Origin of the sequence: Pseudomonas sp. Irchel s3a10, from assembly GCF_900187525.1 — a bacterium.
Taxonomy (GTDB): Bacteria; Pseudomonadota; Gammaproteobacteria; order Pseudomonadales; family Pseudomonadaceae; genus Aquipseudomonas; species Aquipseudomonas koreensis_G.
The window spans coordinates 604,008-621,887 of record NZ_FYDR01000001.1 but is presented as its reverse complement, the minus strand read 5'-3'; the positions used below and the strand labels follow the sequence as shown (position 1 = coordinate 621,887).

The following is a 17,880-nucleotide window of genomic DNA, read 5'->3' as shown; positions in this document are numbered from 1 at the left end:
CCGAAAGGCTGTCCCGACAGCATAGTCAATCCAGCGGGTTGTGCCGTGGTCGCACGCGGGTTCCTGACTTGTCCGGTAACACGTCCGCGCCCATACGATAACTATGTACCGCAGATCAGCGCGGCGCACATGGTGTCCTGTCTTCCCATTTTTCAGGAGAGACAGGATGTCCACTCATCCCCCGACATTGCCCCGCGCGCCGGTCAGCGCCAGCCTTCACGGCAAGCTGCTGGAGCAGATGATCCCCGATTGGCTGATTGCCGCCTCGCCCGCACGGCAAGCCGCGATGAAAGCGGCCAGCACCCGTCCAGCGCACGGCTATCACCCTTTGCCGAATGATCAGCAACAAGCCTTGAAAGACCGGGTCACGGCTGCCTTTATCGCCCAGAGCCGACTCGACAAGACCATGGCCGGCCTTGAAAGCGTCGATGCATTTGCCCAGGCGCTGCTTGGCAAGGCACTCAAGGATCAGTTCAACGTCACGGTCGATCTCGACAAGACCTTGCTGTGCCTCAGAAGGCCCCTCGAACTCGGGGTGCTGGAAGTTGAAGTTTCCACGTTCGAAGTGTTGAAACTGCCCTTGCTGCAAGCGGCATTGCACAACTTCGAGGCGTCGGAATGTGAAGCGGGTGCCTATCACGCCAGATCCGGTTTCGTGGTCGAGACGGCGACCCCGGGCGAGTTTCAGGCAGCAGAAATCGGCATCACGGTCAGGCAGTTTCTGACGCTGTGTCGTTCGCTGGACGTCGGTGCCCGTTATCAGGCACGGATCAAAGCGTTTTTCGAGAAAACCGACACCTTGCGCCGGCACTTCATTGCCAGCCAGAAAACCGCGTTGCGTGCCGCCGCTGAATGGGCGCTGCTGAAACAGGACATCGAACCCGCCGACTACCGGATGATTCTGTCGGTGGTGGACGGCCAGATCCACCCGCAGCTCGGCGGCAAGGCCGTGTGGTTTCGTGATTTGAGCCTGATGAAGCGGCGGATGACCGGTTGCGTGGTGTTCAGCATCAGCGAGCGCTACCGCTACACCAACGAGTTCATCGTCTACATTCCCCATGACCCGCAACACCCGCTCAAGCGTTACACCATGGCGCAGATGCGTGAGGTGTTCAAAGGCAAGTTCACCGCGACTGACCCTGCGGCTTCCGGGCCAGGCCCGACCGCTTACCAGCAGTTTTTCAGTCAGTTCGTGGCTTATGCCGACCGTCCTTACTATTTCAGTCAGTTCACCCAAAAGGCTGCGGACTCTCCGAGTGACCCGCTGCATTCGATCTGGGTCAAGGTTGCACAACTGATACCGCCACTGTCGACCATCGCGCGAATCAAGGAGCTGCCACCCGAAGCCCCCGGCAAGCGCGAGCCGCAGCCTGACCCGTATCTCGACCCGTTGCCGACCACGCGCAAAGGCGTGGCCGGGATCTGGGCCGACAACACCGATCTGTGGCAATACCTCTACGAACAGCACCGGGCCAAATTCATCGCCGACGCGCGGGCCCACGCCGTCCCCACTGCGGATGTCGATGCCCGGGTACGCGCAGAAAAACTCAGTCATCTGCTCGAACTCGGGATGATGGCCTTGAACATGGTGTCGATGTTCGTCCCGGTACTGGGCGAAATCATGATGACCGTGATGGCCGGGCAACTGCTCTATGAGTCATTCGAAGGCGCCATCGAATGGTCGGAAGGTGATCGCCAGGCTGCCAAGGCGCATCTGGTCGATGTGGCGCAGAACCTGGCGCTGATTGGCGTGATGGGCGCGGTCGGCAAGGGCGCAGGCCGACTCCAAGCGGCCTTCGCCGAGCCGGCGATCGAGCACTTGCACCCGGTCGAGCGGCCTGACGGTTCGGTCCGCCTGTGGAAGCCTGACCTCGATGCTTACGTCAGCGATAGTGTCCTGCCGGCGAGTGCCGTGCCTGATGCGCAGGGCGTGTATCGATTCGACGGCAAGACCTTCATTCGCCAGCAAGGCAAGGTCTACCAGACGCACTACGACGAGATCGTGAAAAGCTGGCGCATCCGCCACCCGCGTGATCCTGCGGCGTATCAACCGATCCTCGAGCACAATCGACTGGGGGCCTGGCGCCACAACCTGGAGCGACCGCTGAGCTGGGATCGACTGACCCTGCTGCGGCGCATCGGTCACTCGACTGAGGCGTTTTCGGATGCGCAACTGCTCGAAATCGCCAATGTCAGTGGTGTCAGTGATGATGCTCTGCGTCAGATGCACCTCGATCATCAGCCAGCGCCACTGGCCCTGGCCGACACGCTGCGCCTGTACGAGGCGGATCAGCAGGTCGGGCGGCTGATCGACCAGGTCGAACGAGGAGCCAGCCTGGATGATTCGTATCTGCTGACGCTGCCAATGCTCACGCAAATGCCACGCTGGCCGAGCGGGTTGATTCTGGAAGTCTTCGACGGAGCGCAGCTGTCCGGCCCCAGCCGACTGTTCGGCGCGGAGACAGGCTCGATCGAGGGCCAGACCCGTACGCCGATCCAGGTGACCCGCGCCGAAGTGCTCGACGGCCAATTGCCTGAGCGTATTCTGGCCGCGCTGGATGAGCCGCAAACACGTTGGCTGCTGGGCGCCGAGCCGGCGCGTGTGGTCGAATCCCGGCCGCTGGAACTGCGCAAACAGATCGCCGACTACCTGCGCACCCGGCAACCGGCGATGTTCGACAGGCTCTATGACGAACCCGCGTTGAACGATCGGCGAATCGCCAGGCTACAAGCCGCGACACCGGGGTTGGGCAGCTCGGCGGCAATCCGCGTGCTGCTGGAGGCGAACGCCGAGGAGCTGGCGCGCCTGCAAAGCGGTAAGCGGGTGCCGTTGCGGCTGCTGGAGATCTCCCGTGAATTTGCCCGGCAACGCCGCTTCAACCACGCGGTCGCCGGCCTGCACATGGAGAATTCGGGTGGCAGCGAAAGCCAATGGCTGGCCTTGCGCGCCCTGGAACGACTGCCGGGCTGGTCGGACGAAGTGCGTCTTGAGGTGCGCGAAGGTAGCCTCGACGGGCCGTTGATTGACAGTGTCGGCAGCGAAAGTGCCGGCCAAACCAAGTATCTGGTCAAGCGCGGGCCGGTCTATCAGGCGTACAACGAGCGCGGCGAAGAGCTCAACAGTGTTCCGCGTCACGGCGACAACTTTTTTGCCTCAATCCTCCATGCCTTGCCCGACCAGTCGCGACAGGCCCTGGGTTTTACCCAGGTTGCGCGTAGCGCCGGACTGCGTCGGGCACTGATCCGGTATGTGGCCCGACACCGTGCCGAACTGGCTCGACTGGCGAGCAGACGCCATGGCCACAAGAAACTCTTCAAGGCGCCGGTGCGGGTACGCCAGCACGGGCTCGGTTATTACGCCAGCGGTCGCGGCGAAGGCGTCAACCCGTTGCTGGTGACGCGCGTGCAGGACGTGTACCCGGCGCTTACCGATCAGCAAGCGGGCGGGTTCATCCTCAGACAACTGGCAACCGGCCGGACTGACGCGCAGATCTACGAGCTGTTGCAAAGGCGCCTGCGTGAATGGCAGGAACTCGAATCGTCGCTGGCGCAATGGGAAGGTGTGCCGGTCCCTGAGTCGACGCTGGAGTCGATGATCGGCGGCCGATCCAGCGTGGTGCGCAGCCTCAAGCAGAGCTGGCGCAATTCGCCGCTGGCCGATAGTCACGTGAGTGCGGCACGCCTCGATCTGATCTGCGATGACCCGTTGCCGGTGCTGACGGCGGACTTCTCGCATGTGCGCGATCTGCGAGTCAGGGGGCGGTGCATCACCGATGCCAACGTCGATGAACTGTTGGGCAGTTTCCCCAGACTCAAGGCGCTGCGCATCAATGCCACCGCTGAAACATTTACCAACGTGCCGGTGGCGTTGCAGAACATGCCGGAATTCACTGATCTGACGCTCTACAGTGCAATGCCCTTTGCCGCTGACATGCCGGCACGCCTGGCTCAACTGACCCGTCTTGAAGCATTGAGCGTCAGCACCTCGAGCTATCAGCCGCTGGCCTTCGATGTCAGCGGCATGCGTAATCTGCGCACACTGGAAATCGTCGCCTACTCATTGTTCGACTGGCCTGCGGGGGTGCTGGAGTTACCGGCCCTGGAACGTCTGAACCTCAGAGACACGGGGATCAGCACCGTGCCGGCAGCACTGCTGCAGGGCCATGAAAAACTCTGGTCGGGACTGTCGCTGGACTGGTCAAGATTCTCCCGGGAAAACTTCACCGGCGTGTACGAATACGTCAAGACCCATCCGGAACACCTGATCGATCGAGAGACGATGGTCAGGGATTATTGCCGCGGCGAGTTGCGGCGCCTGGGCGAGGGCGTGAATCAATCGCCCGAGGGGGTGTTCAATCGTTTCTTCGAGCAATGGCCGGATGAGCAGCAGCGTTTCACCGCCATCAATGCCTTGAGCGATCAATATGCCGCGCTGGATAGCCAACTCAATCAGTGGCAGCAGCGCGTGGTGGTATCGGCAGAATCGCTGCGCGAACTTGTCGCGCGATCAAACCTGGCCCATGTCCTGAAAACCAGTTGGCGCAAGGGCATGTTCAAGCGCTATGGCGCGACCATCAGCGCTTCGACTCTGGACTTGTCGGGGCTGATGCTCAGCGACCTGCCGGCGTTACCCGCTGACGCATTTGCGCATGTACGCACGCTGCTGCTCAACGGCCAGCGCGTTGCGGCCGCGCAGATGCGCGGTTTCCTCAGTGCGTTCAGCGAAGTGCGAACCCTTGATCTGAGTGACAATGCCTTGCACGAATGGCCGATCGAGTCGCAGAGCCTTTCGCGCCTGGTGCACCTGGATCTGGCCGACAATCAGTTGACCGACGCTTCAGGCCTGGAGAGCGGATTGAGTGAACTGCCTGCGCTCGAACAGCTGAATCTGCGGAACAATCCGCTGAACGAACTGAACGTCGACAGCCTGCAACGTTTAAAGGCCCTCGACCTGCAGGCAACGCACCTGCAACAGTGGCCGACAGGGGCCGAAGGTCTGCCGCAACTGTGGTGGCTGGATCTGCGCGATACCCGTATCAGCACGTTGCCGCCTGCCGTACTCGAGAGCACTGCACTGCTCAATATCAACCTGACCGGTGCGCCGCTGACCGCAGCGGCGTCGGCTGAATTGCGTCTGGGGCAACTGCGGCTCGAGCACACCCTCGGCCTGCCTGCCGGCGCGCTGGATGCGTTTGCCCGGCAGCCGGTGCCGGCGACTTTTCCGCCGGCGGAGAACGGTTTGTCAGTGGCCCGCCAGTTGCTGCCGCTGACGCAGGCACCTGTCAGTACCGGGCTGACACGGATGCGCCAGAACCTGCAGCGAGTGCAGCCGGCCCTTACCGATGAACAAGCCATGCAGGTGATCGAGGCGCTGCGTACCGAGGGTGCGACCGATGTGCAGATCGGCGAGCGGATCGCGGGCTGGAGCCAGACCTTTGAAACCCTCGTTCGCCGACTCAATGGCTGGCTGTATACCCGGGAAACCCGTGGCGTTGACTGGGTCATCTCCTCGCAATCGCGCAGCCTGGCGGCGTGGCGCATTCTGACGTGCTGGCGCGCAAGGTTATCGACTGTCGGGGGCGATGCGGTTCTGGATCTCAACGGCCTGCAATTGGGTGATCTTCCGCCGCTGCCCGAGGACTTCGGGCATGTCAGCAGTTTGAACCTGACAGGCACACGAGTGACGGCCGAAGGCAGCAACGGCTTTCTCAAATCCTTCACTCACCTGCGCGATCTGACCCTCAGTGGCAATGAACTCACCGCGCTGCCTGATGGCGTCCGGCAAATGCCGCAGCTCGAGCGACTCGAGCTTGCCAGCAACAACTTCACTGACACCGAGCCGCTGTATGACGCGCTGTCCGGTCTGCAGCATTTGCAAACGCTGGACCTGAGCTACAACCATCTCGAGGCGTTCGACGCCAGCTACTTCGAGCATTTGCAAAGTCTGGATCTGCGCAACAACAACCTGGCCGAATGGCCGGCCGGGACGCTGGATGCGCAGCACCTGCGGACACTCAACCTCAGTCGCAACGACATCACCGCCATTCCCGAACAGGCGCTGGACGGTCAGCACGATGAGCTGATGGACGGTACCGACCTGACTGACAACTACAACCTGTCGGAGGAGTCGCTTGAAAGGCTCAGAACCTATCAGGCTGCGGGTAATCGCCTGCGAGTGCTCGGTTTTTCCAGTTCCGATCTGGAGGAAATGGCTGACGACGTTGCCGGCGGGCTCAGTGAAACCACCGACAGCATCGAGTCCGACGAAACCCTCCCAGGCGAACAGGCCCATGCGCAACAGAAGGCGCCGTGGCTGGTGAATTTGCCGGCGGAGCAGGCGTCCGTACGCGACAAACTCTGGGATCAACTCGCTGCCGAACCGGATAGCGCGGCATTCTTCCATTTGCTTGACCGGTTGCAGGACACCCAGGAGTTCCGCGTGGCCAACGCCGATCTGACCCGACGGGTGTGGATGGTCATGGAAGCGGCGGCCGCCAACAGTGAGCTGCGCGAGGTGATTTTCGCCGGCTCGGCCACACACGGGACTTGCGTGGACGGGCGCATCCTTACGTTCAGTGGTCTGGAGGGCAAGGTCTTCACTTACAACGCCTTGCTCGATTTGCCGGCGGGCCGCCCGGGAGTCCGCGGCGAGGCCTTGTTGTCGCTGTCGCGGCAGCTGTTTCGGCTGGACAAGGTCGATGAGCTGGCAAAAGCGGCGGCTGCTCGCAGCGGCTTCGACGAGGCCGAAGTACGCCTCGGTTACCGGATCGGTCTGACCGGGGGTTGGGACGATGGACTGGAGTTGCCCGGGCAGCCGAAAAACATGAAATTTGTCTCCGGTGTCACCCCGCAGCAGTTGGTCAATGCGCGGGCCGAGGTGGTCAGCGCGGAACGCTCCGAGAGATTTCTGGAGGACCTGATTCAGCGCGATTTCTGGCTGGATTATCTCAAGGAGCAACAGCCTGAAGCGTTCAGGCAAATGGATGAAACGCAGTTGCTGGAGGAGGGCGAGGACGAAGGTCTGAGTGCTGACGATCCGCTGTATCTGAGCAGGCTGTTCGATCAGGCGGCTGCGCGAAATGCCAGGCTCATCGAATTGTCGCGTCAGGAGATTGAACGGATCGGTTTGTCTGCCGGCAACGCACAATTGCCCGGAACCTCCGGGCAATTGTCAGGCGCGTAAACCCGGTGAATGGTCAGTCCCCGGCAGGCCCGGGGGCTGACCGTTGCGGTCATTCGTCGTAACCGAGGTTCGGCGCCAGCCAGCGCTCGGTCACGCTCAGCTCCTGACCTTTGCGCGAGGTGTAGCTCTGCACCTGATCCTTGTCGACCTTGCCCACGGCAAAGTATTGCGCCTGCGGATGGGCGAAGTACCAGCCGCTGACCGCCGCTGCCGGGAACATCGCGTAGTGTTCAGTGAGGAATACGCCGCTGCGGCCCGCGCGCATTTCGCTGGCTTCAGGATCGAGCAGGGTGAACAGCGTGGCCTTCTCGGTGTGATCCGGGCAGGCCGGATAACCCGGTGCCGGACGGATACCGGAGTACTGCTCTTTGATCAGCGCGTCGTTGTCCAGCGCCTCATCCTTGGCGTAACCCCAGTGCTCTTTGCGCACTTGCTGGTGCAACCATTCCGCGCAGGCCTCGGCCAGACGGTCGGCCAGTGCCTTGACCATGATCGAGTTGTAATCGTCGCCAGCGTCCTGATAGGCCTTGGCGACTTCTTCGGCGCCGATGCCGGCGGTGGTGATGAAACCACCGACGTAGTCGGTCACTTCGCTGTCTTTCGGTGCAACGAAGTCGGCCAGCGAGAAATTCGGCTTGCCGTCGGTCTTGATGATCTGCTGACGCAGGTGATGCAGGCGCGCCATGGGCTTGCCGTCATCGCCGTACAGTTCGATGTCGTCGTCATGCACCTGATTGGCCGGCCAGAAACCGAACACTGCACGGGCGCTGATCAGTTTCTCGTCGATCAGCTTGGTGAGCATCTCGCGCGCGTCCTTGTACAGCGCGGTGGCGGCTTCACCGACCACTTCGTCTTCGAGGATGCGCGGGAATTTGCCGGCCAGGTCCCAGGAGATGAAGAACGGCGTCCAGTCGATGTACTGGGCCAGTACGTTGAGGTCGATGTTGTCCAGCACGCGGGTGCCGGTGAAGGTCGGTTTGACCGGCGTGTAGCTGGCCCAGTCGAACTGCGGCTTCTTGGCGATCGCCGCCGCGTAGCTCAGGCGTTCGGTTCGGGCGCTGCGGTTGGCGGTGCGCTCACGTACATCGACGTATTCCAGACGGGTTTTCTCGACGAAACCGGCCTTGAGTTCCTTGGACAGCAACTGCGTCGCCACGCCCACCGCGCGCGAGGCGTCGGTGACGTAGACCACGGCATCGTTGCTGTACTTCGGCTCGATTTTCACGGCGGTGTGCGCCTTGGACGTGGTCGCGCCACCGATCATCAGCGGCAGATGGAAATCCTGACGCTGCATTTCGCGGGCAACGTGGACCATCTCGTCCAGCGACGGGGTGATCAGGCCAGACAGGCCGATGATGTCGCACTTTTCTTCCTTGGCGACCTGGAGGATTTTCTCCGCCGGAACCATCACGCCGAGGTCGACGATGTCATAGCCGTTGCAACCCAGCACCACGCCGACGATGTTCTTGCCGATGTCGTGTACGTCACCTTTTACCGTGGCCATCAGGATCTTGCCCTTGGCTTCCGGCTTGTCGCCTTTTTCCAGTTCGATGAACGGGATCAAATGCGCCACGGCCTGCTTCATTACGCGGGCGGATTTCACCACCTGCGGCAGGAACATTTTGCCGGCGCCGAACAGGTCGCCGACGATGTTCATGCCGGACATCAGCGGGCCTTCGATGACTTCGATCGGCCGGGCGAACGACTGGCGCGACTCTTCGGTGTCTTCGACGATGTGGGTGGTGATGCCCTTGACCAGCGCATGCTCCAGACGCTTGTTGACGTCCCAGCTGCGCCACTCTTCGGTCTCGGCTTCCTTGACGCTGCCGTCGCCCTTGTACTTGTCGGCGATGGCGAGGAGGGCGTCGGTGCCTTCCGGTGTGCGGTTGAGGATCACGTCTTCGACGGCGTCGCGCAGCTCCTGCGGGATCTGGTCGTAGATTTCCAGCTGACCGGCGTTGACGATGCCCATAGTCAGGCCGGCTCGGATCGCATACAGCAGGAACACCGAGTGAATCGCTTCACGCACCGGGTTGTTGCCCCGGAACGAGAACGACACGTTGGACACGCCGCCGGAACTCAGCGCATACGGCAGCTCGTCGCGGATGTAGGCACAGGCGTTGATGAAGTCCACAGCGTAGTTGTTGTGTTCTTCGATACCGGTGGCCACGGCGAAGATGTTCGGGTCGAAGATGATGTCTTCCGGCGGGAAGCCGACTTCGTTGACCAGAATGTCGTAGGAGCGTTTGCAGATTTCTTTCTTGCGCGCTTCGGTGTCGGCCTGGCCGGCTTCGTCGAACGCCATCACCACCACCGCCGCGCCGTAGCGTTTGCACAGCTTGGCGTGATGGATGAACTGCTCAACGCCTTCTTTCATGCTGATCGAGTTGACGATGCCCTTGCCCTGAATGCACTTCAGGCCGGCTTCGATCACTTCCCATTTCGAGGAGTCGATCATGATCGGCACGCGGGAGATGTCCGGTTCACCGGCGATCAGATTGAGGAAGGTCACCATGGCCTTCTTCGAATCGAGCATGCCTTCGTCCATGTTGATGTCGATCACCTGCGCGCCGGCCTCGACCTGCTGCAGGGCGACTTCCAGGGCTTCGGTGTAGTTGTCTTCACGGATCAGACGGGCGAACTTGGCGGAACCGGTGATGTTGGTGCGCTCGCCGACGTTGACGAACAGAGAGCTGCGATCAATGGTGAACGGCTCCAGACCGGACAGGCGGCAGGCCTTGGGAATATCCGGAATCTGCCGCGGTGCGTAACCGGCGACGGCTTTGGCGATGGCTTCGATGTGGCCCGGGGTGGTGCCGCAGCAACCGCCGACGATATTGAGGAAACCGCTCTGGGCGAATTCTTCGATGACCTTGGCGGTTTGCGCCGGCAGTTCGTCGTACTCGCCGAACTCGTTCGGCAAACCGGCGTTCGGGTGCGCGGAAACGTGAGTGCTGGCCTTGTTCGACAGCTCTTCCAGGTATGGACGCAGCTCACTGGCGCCGAGCGCGCAGTTGAGGCCGACCGAGATTGGCTTGGCGTGGGCCACCGAGTTCCAGAATGCTTCGGTGGTCTGGCCCGACAGGGTGCGGCCGGACGCATCGGTGATGGTCCCGGAAATCATGATCGGCAGTTCGATGTGCAGCTCTTCGAACACCCCTTGCACGGCGAAGATCGCGGCTTTGGCGTTGAGCGTGTCGAAGATGGTTTCGATCAGGATCAGATCGACGCCGCCTTCGATCAGGCCTTTGGTGGCCTCGGTGTAGTTCTCCACCAGTTCATCGAAAGTGACGTTGCGGTAGCCGGGGTTGTTCACGTCAGGCGACAGCGAGCAGGTGCGGCTGGTCGGGCCGAGCACGCCGGCGACGAAACGCGGCTTGTCCGGGTTCTCGGCGGTCTTGGCGTCGGCCACCTTGCGCGCCAGTCGCGCGCCTTCTACGTTTAATTCGTACGCCAGCTCTTCCATGCCGTAATCGGCCATGGAAATGCGTGTGGCGTTGAAGGTGTTGGTTTCCAGAATGTCGGCGCCGGCATCCAGATAAGCCTTTTCGATGCCACCGATCACGTCGGGACGAGTGATCACCAGCAGGTCGTTGTTGCCCTTGACGTCACTCGGCCAGTCAGCGAAGCGTTTGCCGCGATAATCCTGCTCTTCGAGCTTGTAGCTCTGGATCATCGTGCCCATGCCGCCGTCGAGAATCAGGATGCGCTCTTTGAGGGCTTGCTTGAGAGCTTGAAGGCGGACGCTGCGATCGGACATTGGGACTACTCGAAAAGACCATGACGAAGGGGCGGGATCATAACAAACCTGTGCGCTTTTGGAGCACGTGCTGCTTTTGCATGAATATCGTTCATGTTTGTACGAGCGTCATACTGTAGAATCGCGGGCGTTTTTTTCACGATCGGGATCATGGGCATGTCGTACCGCGTCATCAGCATTTTCTTGCTGTTTTTAAGCTGGGGCGCCATTGCGCAGGAACCCGCGATCTCACCTTCTATTTCATATACGCGTGATATCCAGCCAATCTTCACCGAGAAGTGTGTGGCCTGCCACGCCTGCTATGACTCGGCGTGCCAGCTCAATCTGGGCAGCGGTGAAGGCGCAGGGCGGGGCGCGAGCAAGATGCCGGTCTACGACGGCGAACGCACCCAGGCGGCGCCGACCACGCGGCTGTTCTACGACGCCTTCGGCAAACGTGCCTGGCAGCAGAAAGGCTTTTATTCGGTACTCGATGCCCAGGGCAGCCAGGCGGCGCTGATGGCGCGGATGCTCGAACTGGGGCACAAAACTCCGCTGACCCCCAACGCCAAGTTGCCGGAAGACATGGTCCTCGGCCTGCAACGGGAAAACATGTGCGCGATGCCCGCCGAGTTTGACGGCTATGCCGGCGCCCACCCGAAAGAAGGCATGCCGCTGGCGGTGACCGGGCTGACCGATCAGCAATACCAGACCCTGCAGCGCTGGCTGGCGTCCGGTGCGCCGATCGACGAGCAGGGGCTGGCGCCGAGCGCCAAAGAAGCGCTGCAAATCGTCCAGTGGGAAAACCTGCTCAATGCGCCGGGCGCGCGGCAGAGTCTGGTCGGGCGCTGGCTGTTCGAACACTGGTACCTTGCGCACCTCTATTTCAAGGACGGCGAACCGGGGCACTACTTCCAGTGGGTGCGTTCGCGCACGCCAACCGGCCAGCCGATCGACCTGATCGCCACCCGTCGCCCGAATGACGATCCGGGTACTCAGGTGTATTACCGCTTGTGGCCGGTGCAAGGGGTGATCGTGCACAAGACCCACATCACCTATCCGCTGAGCGCGGCGAAGATGGCGCGGGTCAAGAGCCTGTTCTACAGCGGCAACTGGCAGGTCAATGCATTGCCGGGTTACGGCCCGCAGAGCCGGGCCAACCCGTTCGCCACGTTCGAGGCGATTCCGGCGCAGGCGCGTTATCAGTTCATGCTCGACAACGCCGAATACTTCGTCCGCACCTTTATTCGCGGGCCGGTGTGCCGTGGGCAGATTGCGACGGATGTGATCCGCGATAACTTCTGGGCGCTGTTCCAGGCTCCGGAACACGATCTGTACATCACCGATCCCAACTATCGCGGCCAGGCCACGCCGTTGTTGGCAATGCCGGGGCAGAACGATGACGTCGGCAGTGTCCTCAGTCTGTGGCACAACTACCGCAACAAGCGCAACGAATACGAAGCCCTGCGCCGTGACAGCTACGCCGAACTGCCGGCCCCGAGCTGGTCAACCTTGTGGGCCGGTAACGACAACGCGCTGCTGAGCATTTTCCGCCACTTCGACAGTGCGTCGGTGACCAAAGGCCTGATCGGCGAAGTGCCACAGACCATGTGGCTGTTCGACTATCCGCTGCTGGAGCGCACCTATTACCAGTTGGCGGTCAACTTCGATGTATTCGGCAACGTCTCCCATCAGGCGCAGACCCGCCTGTATTTCGACCTGATCCGCAACGGTGCCGAGCAGAACTTCCTGCGCCTGATGCCGGCCGATTCCCGCGAGGGCTACCTCAACGATTGGTATCAGAGCAGCGGCCAGTTCAAGATGTGGCTCGATTACGAAGCCATCGACGACGACAAGCCGACCGCACTGAAACTCGATGAGAAAGACCCGAAATTCGACTTCGCCATGCAGTTGCTGGGGCGTTATGGCGACCTCAATGCGCGGCCGGATCCGATCAACCGCTGTGACGGCGCCTATTGCTCGCGGCCGAATATCGACCCGGCCCTGCAAAATGCCGAGCAGGCGTTGAGCCGTCTGACTTCGCGCCCGGCCGCCGGTTTGAAGGTCATCGACCAATTACCGGAAGCGACCATGCTGCGCATCGAAACCCGCAGCGGCAAACGCGAGGTGTACAGCCTGCTGCGCAATCGCGCGCACAGCAACGTAGCGTTCCTGTTGGGCGAGTCGCTGCGCTATCAGCCAGGGCTGGACACCTTGACCATTTACCCGGGCGTGCTCAGCAGCTATCCGAACTTCATCTTCAACATTCCGGCCGAGCAAGTATCGGAATTTGTCGATGCCATGGAGAATGCCAAGGATGCCGATCGTTTCGAGAAAATCGTCGAACGCTGGGGGATCCGTCGCAGTCATCCGCAATTCTGGTTCTATTTCCACGACCTGAGCCAATACCTCCACGAAACTGACCCGGTGGAAGAGGGCGTGCTGGACATCAACCGCTACGAGAATCTTTGATCGTTTAATACAGGCCGACTGTCACAGCTTCAGGTAACTCACAAATCCCCTGTGGGAGCGGGCTTGCTCGCGAAGGCGTCAGTCCATTCAGAATGGTTGTCGCCTGACATGCCGTCATCGCGAGCAGGCTCACTCCTACAAGGGGTCGGTGGTGGTTTTGAGAGTTGTGTACGGGAGCCCCTCCAATGTTGATTTCAGTGCAGGCCCTGCGGGCGCTTGCCGCGTGGACGGTGGTCTGCCACCACTTCATGCAGATTTTCTTCGACTTCAAGGCCCGCGGCCCGGTCGGGCAGTTCTTCATCGACAAAGGCGCGGTCGGCGTCGATATTTTCTTTGTCATCAGCGGTCTGGTGATTTTCCTGTCCACCGAGGACAAGATTCTGCGGCCGGGGCAATTCCTGCTGTATCGGCTGTCGCGGATTGTCCCCGCGTACTGGCTGTACACGCTGTTGATGGCGTTGTTGGTGGTCTTCGCCCAGCCGCTGTTGCCGGATCAGACGGTGGATTGGGCGCATTTCCTCGCGTCGCTGTTATTCATCCCTGCACAAAACCCCGGCGGCTATGGGATCTATCCGACGCTGAATGTCGGCTGGACGCTCAATTACGAAATGCTCTTCTATGTGTTGTTTGCGTGTGCGCTGGTGTTCCGCTGGCAGGTGCGCTTGCTGGTGGTCGCCGCGTTGCTGTTTTCAGCATGTCAGGCGTTCGGCTGGCTCAACGAGTTTTACCGTTCCGATATCGTCTACGAGTTCTTGCTGGGGATCGGCATCGGCGTGCTCTACCGCCGGGGCTGGATTGGCGCCGGCCTGTGGCTGCCGCTGTTGGCGATGGGCGCCGCGTTGTTGGCGATCTATCACCTGGCACCGGCGCCAAGGCTGTTGAACTGGGGTGTGCCGAGTGCGGTGCTGGTGATGGCCTGCATGGCGCTGGAGCGCTACGTCGAGCGTAACTGGGTGATGAAATGGCTGGGTGACTGTTCCTATTCGGTGTATCTGATGCACGTGCTGGTACTGTCGGTTGGCGGTTTTATCGCGCGGCACTACGGGATCAATCCGTATCTGATGTTCATCGTCTGTGCGCTGGCCATTGGCGTGGGGTCATGGTTGAGCTACGAATGGGTGGAAAAGCGCAGCTATCAGTGGCTTAAAGCGCGGATCGATGGCGAACCGATGCGCGCACCTGTCGAGAATCTTTCCCGACAAAAATACTAGGACTTTGTCCGGCGCAATGATTGGCGTAAACTGCGCCCAAGCCTGCGAGGAGTTTCCATGACCGCTATTACCATTACCGACGCCGCCCACGATTACCTGGCCGATCTGCTCTCCAAGCAGAACACCCCGGGCATCGGCATCCGCGTCTTCATCACCCAGCCTGGCACCCAGTACGCCGAAACCTGCATTGCCTATTGCAAGCCGGGCGAAGAAAAACCTGAAGATACCGCGCTGGGGCTGAAAAGCTTCACCGCCTATATCGATTCGTTCAGCGAAGCGTTCCTTGACGACGCCGTCGTCGATTACGCCACCGACCGCATGGGCGGCCAGCTGACCATCAAGGCGCCAAACGCCAAAGTGCCGATGGTCAATGCCGACAGCCCGGTCAACGAGCGCATCAACTACTACCTGCAAACCGAAATCAACCCGGGGCTGGCCAGCCACGGCGGTCAGGTCAGCCTGATCGATGTGGTCGAGGACGGCATCGCCGTGTTGCAGTTCGGTGGTGGTTGTCAGGGCTGCGGCCAGGCCGACGTGACCTTGAAGGAAGGCATCGAGCGCACCTTGCTTGAGCGCATTCCAGAGCTCAAAGGTGTGCGCGACGTGACCGACCACACGCAGAAAGAAAATGCCTACTACTAAGGCGTTCGCTGCGGACATGAAAAACGGCGCCCCGTGAGCGCCGTTTTTTTATGGGTGAAGCAAAAGATCGCAGCCTTCGGCAGCTCCTACAGGGATACACATTCCAATGTAGGAGCTGCCGAAGGCTGCGATCTTTTGGCTTTCAGGGTCTGTAGAGGTGCGCATGCCCCGCGCGATACAGCGACGACTCGCTAAACACCTCACTGCCCAACACCCGACCCACCAGAATCAACGCTGTACGCCGAAACCCTTTGGCCGCAACCTTCTCGGCAATATCCTCCAGCGTCCCCACTACCCAGTCCTGATCCGGCCATGTCGCCCGGTGAATCACCGCAATCGGGCAATCCGCGCCGTAATGCGGCAGCAGTTCAGCGATGATCTTCTGCAAATGATTGACCCCCAGATGAATCGCCATGGTCGCGCCATGCTGCGCCAGACTGCTCAGTTCCTCACCCGCCGGCATCGCGGTCTTGTCCGCATAACGGGTCAGAATCACGCTTTGCGACACGTCCGGCAATGTCAGTTCCGCGCCAAGCAACGCCGCACACGCTGCGGTGGCGGTGACGCCGGGGATGATTTCGAACGGAATCTGCAACTCACGCAAATAACGAATCTGCTCGCCAATCGCGCCATACAGGCTCGGATCACCCGAATGCACCCGCGCCACGTCCTGGTCATTGGCATGGGCGGTTGTGATCAATTCAATGATCTGCTCCAGATGCAGTTCGGCGCTGTTGACCACGGTTTCGGCCTGATGCCCCTCCAGCACCGCGGCCGGCACCAGCGAGCCTGCGTAGATGATCACCGGGCAGCTGCGGATCAACCGCTGGCCTTTGACGGTGATCAGTTCCGGGTCGCCGGGGCCGGCGCCGATGAAGTAGACGGTCATGAAGAAATCCTGTGAAAAACGGGGCAGGGCAACGCTTCAGATGAAGATTGCTCATGATCAAACAGGGGGATTATCGGGATTTTACGCAGCGCCGGCCAATGCCAGTGTCGCCTGAGCGTATTTCTGCCGGGAAATCAGCAGTTTTGCCGGTGCCTGAATCAACTGCTCGGCAAGGGCCAGCGCGGCACTTTCCGCCACGCCGTAGCAACCGGTGCGCTCATAGGCAATTTGAGAATGGTGGCTGAGTCGCTGCTGGTAACTGGCCAATTCTTCGCTGCTGAAATACAACAGCGGCAGCGCCAACTGGCTGGCCAGTTCCTGCAAACCGGGTTCATCGCGTTTGAGATCGATGCTGGCCAGGGCCTTGACCGCTTCCAGCTCGATGCGATGCGCCTGCAACGCCTGATCGAGTAACGCGCGCAGCGTGCTGACCGGGCAGCCGCGCTGGCAGCCCAGGCCGACCACAAAGGTCGGCGCTGCGCGGTCATCGGTCATGCGTGGTACTGACCATCGCTTTTGCGGCGGAACAACCAGGCGCTGATCAGGCCCAGGGCCAGCCAGAACGCCACGTTGGTCAACTGCGAAGCGATTTTGAACTGGGTTTCCAGCGCTTCCGGAGCGAGCATCGAATGCACTTCCGGTTGCGGAGCGCCGATCACGTGCGGCACGGCGAGGATCGCCACGCCCAGCAACTTCATCAGCCAGTGGCGGCTGAACACAATCAACGCCAGGCCAACAGCAGTGGAGGCAGCGGTGCCGATCCACCAGGTTTGCCGCGAAGCCAGATCGGCTGCAGCGGTGCCCGGCAGTTCAGGCGGCAGGCCCAGGGTCGGCGCAAGGACGAAGGTCGCGTAGCCGGCCAGGCCCCAGAGCAGGCCTTGCGAGGTTTTGGACGGTGCACGCAAGGTGTACAGGCCGGCGAGCATCAGGGCGAAACCGACTGCCACCACCAGATTGCCGCCGGTGGTCGAGACCACACGTTGCCAGCCATCTTCCGGCTCCCAGGCTTCGGCGTCATGGGTGTGAGCGGCGGTGCCGGCGGCGTGTTCGTGAACGGCCACAGGTTCGGATTTCTCGAAGGTTTCGGCCTGCAGAATCAGCGGCGAGACCCAGAAGCTTTGCAGCAATGTCAGCAGCAGGGCGGCCAGCAGGCCGGTGAAACCTGCGGTTTGCGCGATACGCTTGATCATGTCGGCAGGTCTCAGTGGCACGGGAACGCGGCGCTGTGGCGGGTATCGTGAGCGGCGTTGTGCACCGCTTCGATGTGCGAGAAACCGGCGAAGTAAACGAGGCCGGCACCCAGGATCGACGCGAAAATCGCGGCGGTCAGGCGTTGGCTCAATGTGCTGGTGCTGGAGATTTTGTCGGTGTTGCTGCCGGTGCTGCTGATGATCGACATGGCGCTTCCCTTTGGAGTGTCAGCGGGTCAACAGAGCGCATGAAAACCCCTGCGGGTCGGGCACGCAGAGGTTCGAACAGCGCCCGCCCACCGCGGGTTTGTTATGTTCAGTGACGCAAAATGCGCACTGTGTGTTGCGGGCCGGTCTCCGGGCTCACGAGGGGTTGGCGTCTGGCCGACCTGCAAGCGTCACCTTCCCATGCCGTAATGGCACAGTGGATTTGACGCTTCGCTCGCTTACCGTTGCGGGGGCAGCACCGGACTGACATGGCTTTGAGTAAAGCACATGATTCACCGGTTTCCCGTTTCACCCTGTGAAGGGCACCCGTAACAAGTTGTGTAGGA

At 61.1% G+C, this 17,880-nt stretch carries 9 protein-coding genes and 1 riboswitch; of the genes, 4 read left to right on the top strand and 5 right to left on the bottom strand.

What is annotated here, in order from left to right; all coding sequences use genetic code 11:
• The first annotated feature begins 166 nt into the window (after positions 1–166).
• On the top strand, positions 167–7,183 hold the full coding sequence (locus CKW11_RS02760; RefSeq protein WP_095136211.1) for an NEL-type E3 ubiquitin ligase domain-containing protein: 7,017 nt from the start codon (positions 167–169) through the stop codon (positions 7,181–7,183).
• 49 nt (positions 7,184–7,232) lie between these two features.
• Here the strand turns inward: CKW11_RS02760 and metH are convergent, their stop codons facing one another.
• The gene (gene metH, locus CKW11_RS02755; protein ID WP_095136209.1) at positions 7,233–10,943 is read right to left on the bottom strand and encodes a methionine synthase; all 3,711 of its coding nucleotides are present in this window, start codon (positions 10,941–10,943) and stop codon (positions 7,233–7,235) included.
• Positions 10,944–11,099: 156 nt separating this feature from the next.
• Here metH and CKW11_RS02750 point away from each other — a divergent pair, with 156 nt between their 5' ends.
• The 3 genes from CKW11_RS02750 to nfuA all read left to right on the top strand — a co-directional run bounded on the left by CKW11_RS02750 (position 11,100) and on the right by nfuA (position 15,247).
• Positions 11,100–13,394 carry a fatty acid cis/trans isomerase gene (locus CKW11_RS02750; protein ID WP_095136207.1) on the top strand — a complete coding sequence of 765 codons (2,295 nt, stop codon included), beginning with the start codon at positions 11,100–11,102 and terminating at the stop codon, positions 13,392–13,394.
• Between the two features lie 185 nt (positions 13,395–13,579).
• Positions 13,580–14,605 (top strand): acyltransferase, encoded by a 1,026-nt coding sequence (locus CKW11_RS02745; RefSeq protein ID WP_095136205.1) that lies wholly within the window; start codon positions 13,580–13,582, stop codon positions 14,603–14,605.
• Positions 14,606–14,662: 57 nt separating this feature from the next.
• Complete coding sequence (gene nfuA, locus CKW11_RS02740; protein WP_003225494.1) at positions 14,663–15,247, top strand: Fe-S biogenesis protein NfuA; 585 nt, start codon at positions 14,663–14,665, stop codon at positions 15,245–15,247.
• Positions 15,248–15,389: 142 nt separating this feature from the next.
• On the opposite strand, the gene cobM is transcribed toward nfuA, so the two are convergent.
• From cobM to CKW11_RS02720, 4 genes are all read right to left on the bottom strand, one after another.
• The gene (gene cobM / locus CKW11_RS02735) at positions 15,390–16,136 is read right to left on the bottom strand and encodes a precorrin-4 C(11)-methyltransferase (RefSeq protein WP_095136203.1); all 747 of its coding nucleotides are present in this window, start codon (positions 16,134–16,136) and stop codon (positions 15,390–15,392) included.
• An 81-nt stretch (positions 16,137–16,217) separates the two neighbouring features.
• On the bottom strand, positions 16,218–16,631 hold the full coding sequence (locus tag CKW11_RS02730) for a cobalamin biosynthesis protein (protein WP_095136201.1): 414 nt from the start codon (positions 16,629–16,631) through the stop codon (positions 16,218–16,220).
• Positions 16,628–17,326: a CbtA family protein gene (locus CKW11_RS02725; protein WP_095136199.1), complete on the bottom strand. Its 699-nt coding sequence runs from the start codon at positions 17,324–17,326 to the stop codon at positions 16,628–16,630. Before CKW11_RS02725 ends, CKW11_RS02730 begins: the two co-directional genes overlap by 4 nt.
• Positions 17,327–17,337: 11 nt before the next feature.
• The gene (locus CKW11_RS02720) at positions 17,338–17,535 is read right to left on the bottom strand and encodes a CbtB domain-containing protein (protein ID WP_095136197.1); all 198 of its coding nucleotides are present in this window, start codon (positions 17,533–17,535) and stop codon (positions 17,338–17,340) included.
• A 121-nt stretch (positions 17,536–17,656) separates the two neighbouring features.
• A riboswitch (cobalamin riboswitch) is annotated at positions 17,657–17,879 on the bottom strand.
• Between the last annotated feature and the right edge of the window lies 1 nt (position 17,880).